Origin of the sequence: Pyxidicoccus xibeiensis (assembly GCF_024198175.1) — a bacterium.
GTDB lineage: Bacteria > Myxococcota > Myxococcia > Myxococcales > Myxococcaceae > Myxococcus > Myxococcus xibeiensis.
Genome location: NZ_JAJVKV010000015.1, coordinates 50,858 through 64,694 on the forward strand (window position 1 = coordinate 50,858; position 13,837 = coordinate 64,694).

The window sequence follows — 13,837 nt, forward strand, 5'->3', positions numbered from 1 at the left end:
CGGAAGGAAGACGCCATGGATTGGACTCACGTGATGGCCGAGCTCGATGCGCACCTCTCGGACGAGAAGATCGGTCGGGACGTGGAGACGTTCTTCGAGGAGGTGGGGCGCCGCCTCGAGCTCGATGACGGGGAGGTCTCCTTCCCACCGGAGACCCTCGTCCACGTCGAGGAGAGGATGCTGGTCCGCAACCCCGAGGTCCGAGGCGGCGGGTACCTGCTGGTCAAGGCCGTTCTCAAGCCCCTCTTCGAGGACGGGAAGTACACCGGCCGCTCCCGCTTGGGGACGCTGAAGATCATGTATGACTTCGAGGGTCGCTGGCTCGACGAGTTCTATTCGCGCCCCAGCTGAGCGGAGGCATACTGCGCGCCGAGCCGTGGGCACGCCTCCGCGTGCGTGAAAACCCTGCTCCCTGGAGGCTGTGTGATTCGAGCCCGAGTTTCCTTCGCGACCCTCGCTGCGGTGTTGCTGACCTTCGCCCTCTCCCCCCTGGCCGGTGCGGCTCCGGCCGGAGCGCGCGCACAGGACGAAGCGGCCCTTCGCAAGCTGGTGGCCGAGCAGACCGAAGCCTGGAACCGTCAAGATGCGGCGGCCTGGAGCAAGGACTTCGCCGAGGACGCCGAGTTCATCAACATCGTCGGCACCATCTTCGTCGGCCGCCCCGAAATCGAGAAGCGGCATGCCTTCGTCTTCAGCACCGCCTTCAAAGGCAGCCGGAGCGAGGTGACGGTGCGGAAGCTCCTGTTCCTCGAGGGTGGCGTGGCGGTGGTCGACACGGAGCACCGGGTCACCGGGTACGCAGGGCTTCCTCCGGGCGTCCAGGCCACCGAGCCCGGAGTGCTGCGCACCCAGATGCGCTACGTGGTGAAGAAGACCCGGGGACAGTGGCGCATCGTCGCGGGCCAGAACACCGACGTGAAGCCCGCTCCCGCGCCTGCCCCCGCTGGCGGGAGCCGCTGACCGAGCAGCGCCGAGCCTCAGTGCGGCCCGGAATTCTCACTGGAGGGCGCGAGCATGCGCACCACCACCGAACGGCACGCGGTACAGACCACGCCGGCGCGCTCCCAGTGCACCTGCTCCTCCAGCTCGCGGACATCCTCGGGGCCTTCCTCCAGCTGGCGCACGAGCGCCGCGAGGTCGTCCCCGCCCCCACCCCCGGGTGTATCGAGCACGTCCTGCTCGCCTTCGAGGACGAGCTTGAAGCGGTAGTACACCTCGCGGGCCGCAATGCCTCGCCCACAGGCGGCACAGGTCCTGGGTCGCTGACCGGTCATGCCCCGAGCGTAGCCAATCGCGCACGCGCCGTTCAGGCGTGTGCGTCGTCGTGTCCAGGAGCGCTCGGATGCGCGTCGGTCCCCTCGTGCGCCACGCGCAGCGGCAGCCGGACGCGGACGGTGGTCCCCTCCCCCTCCCGGCTCTCCAGCGTGAGCTGCCCTCCGTGCTGCTGGACGATTTCCCGCGCGATGTAGAGCCCCACGCCCATTCCGCCCCGGTCATGCGGTGTCCCCGCATGGGGACGGTAGAAGCGGTTGAAGAGCCGGGGCTGCTTGTCGGCGGGGATGCCGATGCCCTGGTCCTGGATGGACACCTCCACTTCCTCCCCGTCGATGGCGAGCACCACGTCCACCGGCGCCGCCGGCGGGGAGTACCGCATGGCATTGTCGAGCAGCGCGATGAACACCTGCTCCAGGCGGGCCGGGTCTCCCCACACCGGAATGGCCTCGTCCACGTGGACATGGAGGAGGTGTCCCTGCCGTGTCTCGGACATCCGGCGTGCCGTCTCCTCCACCAGCGTCCGCAGGTCCAGCGCCTCCTCCACCAGCTGCATGCGCCGCAGGTGCAGCTGGGAGACGTCGAGCAAGGTGCGAACCAGCTGGTCGATGCGGTTGGCCCCCCGGTCGATGCCCGCCAGCAGCCGGCCCAGGGTGGGGTCTCTGCCGCACTCCGTCTTGAGCGCCAGCTGGGCGAAGGACTTCATCACCGTCACCGGGGTCTTCAGCTCATGGGCAGCCATCTGCACGAACGCGTCCTTGAGGCGGTCGAACTCCACGGCCTCGGTGACGTCATGGATGACCACCACGGCGGCCGACACCCGGTCCTCTTCGTCGGGAATGGGGGCCGCGTTCATGCGGAGTATCCGCTCGCCACCGGGCTGGAGCACCCGGATGTCGCAGCCCACGACGACCTCCCCCCGCAGGGCCCGGAACATCGGCAGGGTTTCGCGCTCCAGCGGCGCTCCATCCAGGCTGCGCAGGGCACAGGTGCGAGGAATCACCCCATCCAGCGAGATGGCGTCGAGCGGGTCCCCTCCGCACATCCGCAGGCCCGCGTGATTGACGAAGGAGAGCCGGCCCTCCGCGTCGGCCACGAAGACACCTTCCACCATGTTGTCGATGATGGCCCGGAGCTCGGCGGAACGGCGGCGCAGCTGGGAGAGCAGGTCGTGCTGCCGTTCGAGCAGCCGCTGGCGCTCTTCCTCGGCCCGGTGGCGCTCGGAGACATCGGAGAAGAAGCCATAGACCCGGTGCGTGCCGTCGAGGTGCACGGTGGAGAGGCTGGCCTCCAGCGGGAACACCTCTCCGTTCCGGCGCAGCGCGAGGGAGCCCTGCCGGCAGGTCGTCATGGAGGTGAAGCCCGTCGCGATGATGCGCGCGAGCTGGTGGCTCCGCTGGCGTCGGTCCTCGGGCCTGCAGAGCGTCTCCACCGCCAGGCGGCCGAGGATGTCCTCGCGGGGCCAGCCGAAGATGCGCTCCGCGCTGGAGTTCCACGCCACCAGCCGGCCTCCGGCATCCACCGCCGCCACGCCGTCCATGGAGGTCTCGAGCACCTCGCGCAGCATCCGCTCGTTCTGCTCCAGTGCCGCGCGCTCCCGCGCCTGCTGGGCGAGGGCACGAGACAGGGACCGGACGCGCAAGGTGCGCATGCCCGCCGCCAGCCCCGCGAGCAGGGCGCCCCACACGACGAGACCGATGACCTGCAAGGTGGCGTGCAGGCGACGTGAGTCGGCGAAGAGCGAGTCCTTGTCGGTGGAGACGCGGACCGTCCAGCCGGCATCGGGTACCGCGGAGAGCTGGGAGTGCCGGTCGCCCGCCAGCCCCTGCGCTTCCTCGTACGCGCGAAGGTCCTCGAGCGACAGCTCCGACAGGACTCCCGCTTCGCCCGCCCGGCCCTGCGCTCTCGCCCAGGAGAGGAGGGAGGCTTCCTGCGGGTGGGCGAAGAGGCGTCCGGCGCGAGTCACCACGGAGAACGTCTCTTGCGGGGAGGTATTCGCGCGGGCCACGAGGGCGCGCAGCTGGGGAAGGACGACGTCCACGCTGACCACGCCTCGCGGCGACCCGTCTTCCCCCCGGAAGGGTATGAGGAGGGACGAGTAGACGAGGTCCACATCGAAGTAGGGCTCGCTGAGGAAGGGGTGCCCCTCGACCTGGAGGCCCTGCACGTACCAGGGCTGGCGGTGGTAGTCGTAGGCGGGACTGGACCACTCGTAGGTGAGGACGATGCGCTGGGCATCTTCGAGCTCGCGGTGGGCATACGTTCCCACCCAGCGACTGCGGGGCTCGAGCGCGTACGGAGCGAACCACACTCCGATGCCGTAGACGTATTCCGGCGAGGTGGAGGCCAGCGTGCCCTGGACGAGGTCCTCCACGTCGGAGCGCTCCCGGAGCGGACTGGCCAGCGCCGCCATGGTGCGCGCAACCTGGGCGGTGATCTCCAGGCGGGTGTAGAGCTGGTCCGCGAGGTGGTCGGCGCGAGCGGCCTGCTGAAGCAGGGCCTCGCGCTCCAGGCTGGCGAGGGTCAACCTGTCGAAGACCATGAGCCCGGCGGTGATGGCGAGCCCCAGGGCCAAAGTGGCTGCAATCAGCAACCGGTGAGGTGAGCGCAACATGGCTCCCCTCCACGCGGCGGGCGTGGGGAGCAGGACGCGTCCCAGCGAGCGGCCCGTGTCCGGCCCACTCCTCTCCCCATGGCGTCCGCCAGCAGGCCGGAAGAGGAGCGTCTCGGACCCATGAAGTGAAGGTGGAAGGTGCGTGGGGCGGAGGCAAGCAGCGCGGGCAGTCCGCCGCAATGCTCCGTCCCGTGGGCGCCAGGCACAGCCTCCGGAGGCCCGTAGGCCCCGCCGGCCGGACGGTGGTCGAGGAAGGGCACGTTGGCCCGGGCGTCCAGTGCCAGGCAGAAGTGCACGAGCCGGGGGCTGCCTGCCGTCAGCACTACAGGTGCGTACAATCGGTCGTGGCGGCGTCGTGGAACCACCATCATGGCAGCTGTCGCCGCGCGGAGAGGGTTCCGTTCACTATGGCAGCTTGCGCCGACCTCCCGGCTCACGGAAGACGGGGCTCATGCAGCGGATAACGTGCCCGGGATGCCGGCGGAGAAGGTGGCTCCGGCCTACGTAGAGAGCGTGGAAGGCAGCCGGACCGGCGAGGTCATCGACGCGCGCCGGTTCGGATGAGGAAGGCCTGGGACGAAGACAACACGGGTGGCATCAAGAGCGCACGTAGACGGGGGCGAACACTTGGGTGTTATTACCAGCCCCCAACGTCCCCACGCCCCTGAACCCGCACCGGAGGCGCAAACACGGGACACACGCACGCGTCCCGTCCATCTGCATCTACTCCTGACGCCAGGCCGGGGCGCGCCACTCGTGGAGAATCGCCTTGTGGTCGAGCAGGCACAAGTTGATGGCGGCGGCAATCCGCTGCCGCTGGGTGCCCAGCCGCAACACGCGAAAACACCCATCGATGGAGGGAGTCATGCCCATGAAGCATCTCGCATCCTTCGCGAACCGTCCTTCGTGCTCCCGATACCAGCGATTCAGTTTCACCGGCTCCGGCGATGGGAGGTGTTCGTCAGGATCGGGCTCAAGCACATCCCCCTCTTGGTCCGAGTCGTGACGCTCGCCATTCTGGGAGGGGCGAGCCGCCAGCCCTTCGAGTTCGAGGTCCACTCCCGTAACGAGTGAAAAAGCTTCTGCCGCAAGGCGCCCCCATTGAGGGACGTGTGCCAGTTCCAGCAACCACGGCAGTTCCGCACATCCGCCGCTGATGCCCGCAGCCATCACCGCCATCCGGAGCCTGGTCACGTCCTCGCGCAGTCTGGCAATCAGTTCGCGCGCGCGCTTCAGCCCTGCGGCCCGGAGTGCGAATTGAAGTGCGCGAGGCTGAAAGGGGCCAGGGGTAACAGCAAAGGCCTCGACCACTTCAAGCGCGACTGCCCGATCGCCCAGCAGCACGGCTGACGCAGCGGCCCAGAAGCGGCACCTCTCGTCCGTTTCCTGGAGGAATGCGTTCAGGTTCGGAAGCAGGTCTCGCCTTCCAAGCTCGCCGACCGCACGCAGTGCCCGGGCGCGAACCTCGGGGGCCGCGTCCCCCAGTGCCCCCGCCAGCGGACTTCCAGGATCACTCCGCTGAATGGCGTAAGCCGCGACTCCTATCCGCCGCCGCAATGGCTCCGCCGCTCGTAGCAGTTCCCGTGCGAGTGGCAATACGACAGGGCTCGGTACCCAGCCGAGGGCTGATGTTACCGCTGCCTCAAGCATTGGCTCCTGGTCCACATGCGAGAGCATCTCACCGAACCGCTCCGGGCTGCGGTGCTGGAGCGCCAGCACCGTCGACGCAAAAACTGCCCCCGGATCCGCGCCCATGTTGGCGCCCTCCTCCGCGCAGGCTTCCCAGCCGGAGTCGCCCGCGAGCTGCAAACCATCCAGGTTCGCCTGTATCCGTTCGTCGAAGGCAACCAGGTCTTTCAGGCGGTAATGAGGCGCGGTGAGCACCCGCTGTCGCTGCCCCCACAGGAAGGCCACATCGGCTGCGTGCTGCTCGATGATATAGGTGATGACGGGAGGCATGCTACGACCAGCGGTCGACTTCGAGATTGTCGTCCACGAGGGAACAGAGCTTCGCGAACTCGCGGCCATCCTGGGCGTAAACGTGGATGCTGTCGCGCGCCACCTCCGCGGAGAAGAGCATCAGCGCGGCATCCGCGCGGTCGTAGAAGACCTGCTTGCCATCCACATGGGGGACTTGCTGGAAGCCCAGCTTCTCGGCGACAGACTTGAACCGCGACCTGAACTGCCGAATCGAGGCTTCGTCGACGGCCATTTCCGGCGCCTTTTCCCGGAACTCGGCGTGATGCTCGAGGTTTGCTGTACGGACGCGGAGAACCGCCTCCTGGTAGAGGTACTGCAGCAGGGAGTCGGCAATGACGTGCTCCAGGCGTGACTCTCCCGTGAACTCACCGGTCTCTGGAGCGACGGGCCAGGAATACATGACGAGGGGCCGTGCGCCGTTCCGCTCCGCGTCGCGCAAGAACATCTCGCTGTCGAAGTCCAGGGTCCACATGTAGAGGGCGTCCGGGGGCACGGGCACTGGTGGATTCGCGTAGAACCGAAGTGTGGCTTCCACGCCGAACTCCACGCTCTTGAGGAATTCTCCAAGGCTGTCGGGCGAGGTCCTGCCCATCCGGGAGAGAAACGCCCGATGCTCCGGCGTGAGCGGCCGGCCTACGACCTCCTCAATCCGCAGGATGTCGCCCGCATCGGCGCCGACGATGGTTCGCGAGAACTCCGGGGCGAATCGGGTGCAGTATTCGATCACCCCGTCCATCTCGCGTGCGCACTTCTCCAGCGGCGTGTTCATGGTCATGAGTTCCCGGCCTGACCTTTGGGTTTGTTCTCGCACAGCATTGAGGTCAAAACGCGTTTGCATGTTTCGCAAGACGGGACAGGAAGCATTCCGTTCTGCGTCTCGCGCAGGACGGAGATATTCACCTCGCATCCCTCTCCCAATGGAAACGCTCCCTTCTCGAATGCTTGGAAGAGAGCCTTCTGCTCGGCGCAGTTTCCGGCCGGGTTCCTGTCCCCCGGCCCCTTGGGAGGGATGGGAGTCTTGTATTTGAAGTTCATTGCCTTCTTGGCGAAGGTGTCCTGATTCAGCGAGGCACGCAGATCCCCGGCAACGCCGCTGAATGTCGATGTGCCCTTCTGCATTTCACGACCACAGCCGAGGTCGTCCGTCCGCGAACCTGTTCGGCCGCGCGTATTGACTCCTTCGAACTCTTCAGCTGCGGGTGTCCCGGGCTGTCGAGAGGCTTTCCGCAGTTATCACAGACAATCTTGCCAGTCTTGTCGTCATGCCCGGGATACCCCATGTTCTTGCCGGGAGCATTCCCGGCATTCCCGTTGTGCATGCCGTCGTCGAGGAAACGCACGACGCCCTTGCCCTCGAACTTCACCGAGGTGCTGTAGAGCAGCCAGGTCAACTTGCCTTTAATCTTGTTCGATGCGACGCCGCCTCCCGCCGTTCCACCCTCATCGCCAGTGCTCGTCTTCAGGTACGAGTCCTCAAGCGCGACGGCATTTCCTTCTATCTGGACGCTTTTCGCTCCCTTGGACAGGTCGCTCGACAGGGCGAGGTTGGGATAGGGAACCGGGACAGGCCCACCAGGCGAGGGAGTTTTGCATACGTCGGGGGCCATCGCGACGAACTGAAGGCCGTCGCCAGCGTGCACCACGCTCTTCCCGTTCACGAAGGTCTTCGTCATGCCAGCTCCGCAGCAGTCTTACTCATCGTACTGCCTGCATCAGACAGCCCCCGACGTGGCCGCGCTCCGCCGAGCCATAGCTCAAGAGCACAGGTGGAGGCGTCCCAGCTGGCCGGCGTAGACGTGCGAGGCTGAGGAGACCCATTCCCGCCATGATTCCTCCCGCCGCGGCGCCAAGATCGCCGAAAGAGGACGCGGCGAGCATCCGAACGAAGGGCTCTGGCATCAGGGGGACGTTGCGCAGGTACGCCATCGAGAGTTCGGCCACCCAGAACGGCTCGCCGGTCTCGCATGTGTAGAGGAGGTCGGCCCGCTCGCTCCAACGGTGCCGGAGTTGGCGGAACACAGAGGCCAAGGCCTGCGCCGTATTCGGCGCATCCTGGAGGAAGTGGCAGGACTCGAATGCGGTCGCCGCTCCTCGCATCCAACCTAGCGGTGGGGTCTCCTCCGCCATCCGGCGCGCCCCGGCACGCTCGAGCAACACGAACGCGGCCCCTTCTCCCGGGATGGTCCCATGACCTTCAGCCTGGAGCAGCCGCCCTTCTCCTTCGAGGTGGCGGAGCACCTCCGGCGAGCACAGGGAGTCGACCGCACCGATGACTACGGCTTCGCACTCGCGCCGCTCGAGCAGGGAAATCGCATGCTCCACCGCGAAGAAGAACGCGCTGCGTCCCTGCTGGAGTACGCGCACCGGGCCCGCCGCACCCGGCAAATATGTCTTGACCTTTTGCGCCCAACGCTCGGCGAAAGCCTCCGCATCGAAGAAGAGGTCGGCGTCTGCATCTGGAAGTGCCAGCACCAGCGCCGCCCGAGTGCCGGTCCGAATTGAGGCGGGCAGGCGCATGTCTTCGAAGGCCCAATCGGACATCGCCGCCATCCGCTCGAAGCGCGACATTCCCCTATCAAGCAGCGTAAGCGACGAGGTTCGGATGGGCTCCCCGCGTCCACCCCGAAGCTCTGTCATCCAAAAAGAAGTCAGTCGAGCGCGAAGCGCAGCATGGGACGCTTCCGCCGTCAAGCCGATGGGGGTACACACCCCTATTGCAGTCACGGCCACCGTTGATGGTGCTATGCCATCCAGGGCACTCATGATGGGGCCGCCTCCCACGTTTCGAGCGGGCGCACAACGGTATGCAGATGTGCCTTGGGGCCATGGCCCAGCGGCACGGCTCGGCGCCAGTAGACCGTAACCACTCCCTCATCGGGCTCGAACATCACTCCATCGAGTGCGAGCAGCCCTCGGACTGTCCTGTCGGGATACTCGCTCTTCGCAACCAGCCGGTAGGTCGGCAGAAGGAAGCTGAAGATGCCATCCGGGGAGAAGCCCTCGAGCACGACGGATTCCCCTCCGCGCAGTGGTGCCGACATCGTCAATCCCTGTGCGGCGGCAGAGAAGAAGCGGGGGTCCAAGTCCCGGGGCCACAAAGGAAGTCGTTCGGCCATCCACTTCGAGTCGTATGCCCCGGCGAATCCGAGCCGCGGCTGCCAGCCTGGCGCGATGGGCCCATACCCACAGGGAGTACCGGGGGCATTCCATTCCGTGGTTTGTTCTCCAGGAATCCGCAGGTTCGGCAACGGTTGCTCCGCCGCTGCCTGCTCGTGGATGTAGAAGCCTCGACCAACGGGGTTGCGAGCGTCCTGGGCGACGAGCCTGCCGTCATCGGCGTATACGGAGCCGCCGAACGCCCGCTCGTAACGGAGAGACATCTGTTTGAATGGGGCAGGGCTGCTGGGAACCAATCCCAACAGCCCCCGCTTCCAGACGCGGTCTCCAATGACCTCGACGGACTTCGAGCATGGGCCCACCCGTACGCGGGTTGGAACAGCAGTGGCCTTGCCTCGAACGGCCCAGGCAGAGCCTTGCAGGTAGACCTCGGCACCGTTCCGGCGAACGCTCCCCTGGCCTGCATATCGTGCGCTCGTGCGCGCCGGGTCGCCCCAATGCACGTCTACCAATGGAGGCGGTAGCTGCTCTTCGTGGATCGCGAGCGGCTCGGTCTGCGCCCTCCCCGGTGGTGGCAACAAGAACCTTCCGGCCACGCAGACCACGAGCTTCTGGACGTCATCGACGTCATACTGGAAGCAGGCCCCCAGCGCGAAAGGCGTCAGGTTGTCGGATGATTCACGTGCAAGCATTCGAGCCTCGCTGGCGCATCACTCCCCCATTCATCGCACTTCCCAGCGAAACAACGTGCGCGCTCAGATTTCCTGTTAGCACGACGTCCCAGCCCGCAGCTAGTGGAGTGTCCGCGAAGTAATCCAACATAGTCAGCGGCGGTGCCGCTCGAACCAGTCGTGCATCTTGGCCTGGGTCCATAACCAAGTGAAGGGATGGACGTAGAGGCGGTTGTACTCGGGCCAGCTTGCATCGAGGTGGGCGATGAAGTCAGCGCGGTGCTTCCAATCACCGCGCAACAGATAGCGCGCACTGAAGGCCCGCAGCAGCAACTCGGCCTGGTTGAGCCACGAGGCATGAGGTGGCGTCACGAGGACACGCACGTGGCAGTAGCTGCGCAGCAGCTCGCGCGTCTGCTGGGCGATGTGACAGGAGCCTCCATCCCAGATGAGATAGACCCGTCGAGCCTTGCGGTAGGGGTGCAGCAACTGGGGCAGGATTGCGCGCAAGCACGCCCCGTCGTTCTTCTCCAGGCACCAGCCCCACATGGTGCCCGCGTGCACCACCAGCAAGGACAGGAAGTTCACTGTCCCATGGCGCACGTACTCGAACTCGCGCCGCTCGATGAGCCCCGGCCGCGCGAACCGGGTGGGACTGCGGCGTCCAAGAACCTGGATGTTGGGTTTCTCGTCCACACACAGCACGACCTCTCCGCGCTCGGCGAGGTCGTATGCCCGCTCGTAGCACCAGAGGATGGCCGCCGCCTTCTTGCGGAAGTCGTCGTCCAACGTAGGTGTCTTCCAGTAACGGCTGCGGTGGGGCTGCAGCTCTGCGTGCGTGAGGATGACGGCGACCTTGGAGTGCGACAAGGCAGGCGCGATGCCGCACTCGCGGGCCACCCGCGCTAGCGAGCGCGTACTCCAGTGGGTCATCTGCAGTCCTACGCCTGCCGGCTCACAGCAAACCAGTTGCTCAACTTCGACGAGCTGCAGGGGCGGAGAGCCGCGGTGGGCGGCCAGAGCGAGGGGCATCCCAGACCGCCAGGGGACCCCAGGCTTCGTAGCGTCGGCACAAGCTCCAGATGCTGGTGCGGTCCAGACCGAAGCGCTCGGCCAGGTCCTGCACGAGGGTGTCCGGGTCGGTCATGGCCAGCAGGATGCGTGCTCGGCGTGCCACGCGCTGCTCGGTACGGCCGTCGTGCACCAACTCTTCCAAGAGGGCAGTATCCTCTTGGGTCAGTTGGATGAGTCGCGGAGGTCGTCGCCTCATCCAGGAGAACTATTCATCCTCCGCGACTATGTCGACGGACTTCGCGGACACTCCACTAGCCAAAAATCCCGAGTACCTCTGGCCGGTTAGAAGTGCACGAGCCGGGGATCGAACCCGGACGGCCCCTGCGGGCCAGCGGATTTTAAGTCCGCTGCGTCTGCCAGTTCCGCCACTCGTGCCCAGTAGAATCCGGACCTTAGCGGTCCCACGGTGCCTCTACATGCGCCCGGGCGGCAACCTACACCGGGGCGTCGGCTTTCCTCCAGCACTCGGAGCCAATTCGATGGCCTGTAGGCCTCCAAGGGCTCGCCTGGCGCGTCGAGACCTCCCGAAGAGGGCGCCAGGGCTTTTCCGCGGAGCAGAGGGCCGAAATTTGGAGGCGGTGGAGGGCCGGGCAACCTGGCCGAATGCCAGGAACCGTCCACGGCATGCTCTCAGCGAAAGAGGGCTTCGTTCCTCCAAGACGTCAACGCTCTCGCCTGGCACTCACGTTCGGGGAGCGAGAGGAGATTTCGCGAGGACTCGCCAGTGGCTATCCATGCAGCTCAGGGCTGAGAGTCTCGATACGCTCGGGCGTTGCGGCGCCGGCGGACACCGGCGCCACGGGGGCTCAGTAGCGCAGCGTGTAGCTCATGCTGACGACCGCGCCGCGCGCGGCAGCGTACGAGTCGTTCCTCAGCGAGTAGAGCATCTGGCTCACGCGCGGGTAGTACTGCTGGTTGAAGAGGTTGCTCACGGCGAGCGTGGCAGTGCCCTTGCCCACCTCCAGGCTCGAGGCGAGGTCCACCGTCGCGTAGGTCTCGACCGGCAGCTCGCCGAAGCCGGCGGTGCCCGCAGCCGTCTTCGCCTTGAAGCGGTTGCGGGAGCCCGAGACGGCGAGCACCACGCTGTTGCGCCAGGTGGGCAGCGTCTGGTGCGCCGCGACGAGCGTCAGCTGCGAGGGCGGGATGCGGTAGCCATTGAGGAAGCCCCACTCCCCCTCCCGCTTCAGGATGCCCTCGAGCCAGGTGAAGTTGGCGTCCAGCGTGAGGCCCGCGAGGGGGCGCGCGCCGAGCGTGGCCTCGAGCCCATACACGCGCTCGGGGGCGCGCACCGGCTCGACGCCGAGGCCGCCGGAGGAGGTGCCGAGCTCCGAGCTGTTGATGAACGCGCTGAGCGAGCCGTGGACCACCTCGAAGTCCGTGCGCAGGCCGGCCTCCGCCATGTTCACCTTCTGCGGCGCGGTGTTCAGCGTGGCCACCGCGGCCCCCGGCCGGTTGGCGTTGCGCAGGATGAGGCCCACGTCCGGCAGCGAGTAGCCCTGCGAGAAGTTGGCATAGACGCTCAGGGTCCGCAGGGGCTTCACCACCAGCCCCGCGTTGAACACCGTCGAGCGGAAGCGCAGGCGCGCGCCCTCCACCGGGTTGTCGATGAGCGTCACGTAGTCGTCCACCGAAAGCCAGATGCGCTCGTGGCGCAGCCCGGCGCGCAGCGTGAGCCACTCGCTCGCCGCCCACTCCAGCTGCCCGAAGGCCGCCACGGTGCCGAAGTCCATCGGCGGCACCCAGTCGCGCTCCCCCACGGGGACGAACGCGAGCCCGCCGCTCTCGTCGAAGCGCTGCGCGTCCATCAGCGTCACCGGCTGCGCGGTGCGCTCCCGGGCCGCGTCCAGGCCCCAGAGCGCGTTGAGGTCCTTGAGGATGGGCGTGCCGATCTCCAGGCGCCCACCGCCCTTCTGCGTCTCCAGCCGCGACTGAGTGATGGCCCGGTAGGTGGCGACGGTGCGCCCGTCGGACGGGAAGAAGTTAGTCTTGAAGTTCCGGTAGTAGAGCTGCCCGCGCACCGTGCTGCCGAGCACCGCGTCGTGGTCGTAGGTGAGCGAGAGCGTGGTGTTGCGCGTGGCCTCGGGCTGGGAGATCTCGAGCCCCTCGAGCACGCGCGACTTGGAGCCGAAGATCGGCAGTTCGTTGACGCCCGGGTCCGTGGTGAAGCGCGTGTCCTGCTCGCCCTGGAAGTGCGCGGCCGTCAGCTTCAGCCGCTGTTCTTGCGTGAGCGTCCAGGTGAGGGCGCCGGACAGGTCGTAGCGCAGCGACTCGGCGAGCCCGCCCTGGCCGTACGGGTTGGGAGGGATGCGGTCTCCTTCCGCGTCGTACTGGGCGGAGGTGCGCTCGAGCGCGCCGGTGAGCGAGAAGCCCAGCGGGCCCACCGCCCCGTCCGCCGTCTGGGCGAGGCGCCCGCCCAGGCCGCCGAGCGGCTTCACCGCGGCGGTGGTGGCCTCCAGGGTGGTGGAGAAGCGGGGCTGCCCGGTCCCAGGCCGGCGGGTGATGATGTTGATGATGCCGCCGGAGGCGCCCTCGCCGTAGATGGCCGTGGTGCCGCGGACCACCTCGACGCGCTCGATGGCCTCGGGGGACAGGGTGTTCAGGTCGCGCGACACGTTGCGCACGGCGCTCTGCGGGACGCCGTCGATGAGCACCAGCACGTTGCGGCCGCGCAGCGTCTGCCCGTAGGTGGACGGGGACTGGTTGCCCAGCGCGAGCCCCGGGACGAGCTTGCCAAGCGCGTCCGCGAGGTTCTGGCCGCTCGCCTTGTACTGGGCCTGAAGCTGCTCGCCTTCGACCACGGTGACCGCTCCGGGCACGTTGGAGATGGCCTCGGGACGGCGCGTGGCGGTCACCACGATCTCCTCCGTGAACTCCGCCTCGCTCAGCCGCTCCTCCTCAGGGACCTCCTCCATCATGAGGGCCGGCGCCTCCTGCTGGGCGAAGGCCGTGGGGGCGAGGCCCAGGCCGAGCGTGAGGAGCCAGGCGGGGATGGGATGCGGGCGGCGGGGCTTCATCGGAGGTTCCTTTTCGAGTGCGAGCGGTGCCGGTGCACGGGGAGTGTGAGCACGCCGCGTCTTATTTGATATCGATTCTCAAAGTCAAAGTTGTT

General features: G+C 67.0%; 12 protein-coding genes and 1 tRNA gene. 2 read left to right on the forward strand and 11 right to left on the reverse strand.

Features of this window, described 5'->3' with window-relative positions; translation table 11 throughout:
* The first annotated feature begins 15 nt into the window (after positions 1-15).
* Together LXT23_RS40595 and LXT23_RS40600 are read left to right on the forward strand one after the other, a co-directional pair.
* On the forward strand, positions 16-351 hold the full coding sequence (locus LXT23_RS40595; RefSeq protein WP_253985839.1) for a hypothetical protein: 336 nt from the start codon (positions 16-18) through the stop codon (positions 349-351).
* Between the two features lie 72 nt (positions 352-423).
* Positions 424-960: an SgcJ/EcaC family oxidoreductase gene (locus tag LXT23_RS40600; RefSeq protein ID WP_407692947.1), complete on the forward strand. Its 537-nt coding sequence runs from the start codon at positions 424-426 to the stop codon at positions 958-960.
* Positions 961-977: 17 nt separating this feature from the next.
* Here the strand turns inward: LXT23_RS40600 and LXT23_RS40605 are convergent, their stop codons facing one another.
* From LXT23_RS40605 to LXT23_RS40655, 11 genes are all read right to left on the reverse strand, one after another.
* Entirely contained in the window at positions 978-1,274 is a 297-nt protein-coding gene (locus LXT23_RS40605) for a hypothetical protein (RefSeq protein ID WP_253985840.1), read from the reverse strand.
* Positions 1,275-1,306: 32 nt separating this feature from the next.
* Positions 1,307-3,886, reverse strand: coding sequence for an ATP-binding protein (locus tag LXT23_RS40610; protein WP_253985841.1), 2,580 nt, complete (start codon positions 3,884-3,886; stop codon positions 1,307-1,309).
* A gap of 723 nt (positions 3,887-4,609) precedes the next feature.
* The gene (locus tag LXT23_RS40615; RefSeq protein WP_253985842.1) at positions 4,610-5,845 is read right to left on the reverse strand and encodes a TIGR02270 family protein; all 1,236 of its coding nucleotides are present in this window, start codon (positions 5,843-5,845) and stop codon (positions 4,610-4,612) included.
* Position 5,846: 1 nt separating this feature from the next.
* On the reverse strand, positions 5,847-6,635 hold the full coding sequence (locus tag LXT23_RS40620) for a hypothetical protein (RefSeq protein ID WP_253985843.1): 789 nt from the start codon (positions 6,633-6,635) through the stop codon (positions 5,847-5,849).
* A gap of 292 nt (positions 6,636-6,927) precedes the next feature.
* Entirely contained in the window at positions 6,928-7,539 is a 612-nt protein-coding gene (locus tag LXT23_RS40625; protein WP_253985844.1) for a PAAR-like domain-containing protein, read from the reverse strand.
* A gap of 22 nt (positions 7,540-7,561) precedes the next feature.
* Positions 7,562-8,434 carry a beta-ketoacyl synthase N-terminal-like domain-containing protein gene (locus LXT23_RS40630; protein WP_253985845.1) on the reverse strand — a complete coding sequence of 291 codons (873 nt, stop codon included), beginning with the start codon at positions 8,432-8,434 and terminating at the stop codon, positions 7,562-7,564.
* Positions 8,435-8,625: 191 nt separating this feature from the next.
* A complete protein-coding gene (locus LXT23_RS40635; protein WP_253985846.1) occupies positions 8,626-9,675 on the reverse strand; it encodes a DUF2169 family type VI secretion system accessory protein in 1,050 nt (349 codons plus the stop codon).
* A 132-nt stretch (positions 9,676-9,807) separates the two neighbouring features.
* The gene (locus LXT23_RS40640) at positions 9,808-10,686 is read right to left on the reverse strand and encodes an IS630 family transposase (protein ID WP_253985847.1); all 879 of its coding nucleotides are present in this window, start codon (positions 10,684-10,686) and stop codon (positions 9,808-9,810) included.
* Positions 10,628-10,924 carry a helix-turn-helix domain-containing protein gene (locus LXT23_RS50525; protein WP_323379138.1) on the reverse strand — a complete coding sequence of 99 codons (297 nt, stop codon included), beginning with the start codon at positions 10,922-10,924 and terminating at the stop codon, positions 10,628-10,630. The genes LXT23_RS40640 and LXT23_RS50525 overlap by 59 nt, the downstream gene beginning before the upstream one ends.
* 93 nt (positions 10,925-11,017) lie before the next feature.
* A tRNA-Leu gene (locus LXT23_RS40650) sits at positions 11,018-11,103 on the reverse strand.
* Positions 11,104-11,534: 431 nt separating this feature from the next.
* Positions 11,535-13,742 carry a TonB-dependent receptor gene (locus tag LXT23_RS40655; protein ID WP_253985848.1) on the reverse strand — a complete coding sequence of 736 codons (2,208 nt, stop codon included), beginning with the start codon at positions 13,740-13,742 and terminating at the stop codon, positions 11,535-11,537.
* Positions 13,743-13,837: the final 95 nt, after the last annotated feature.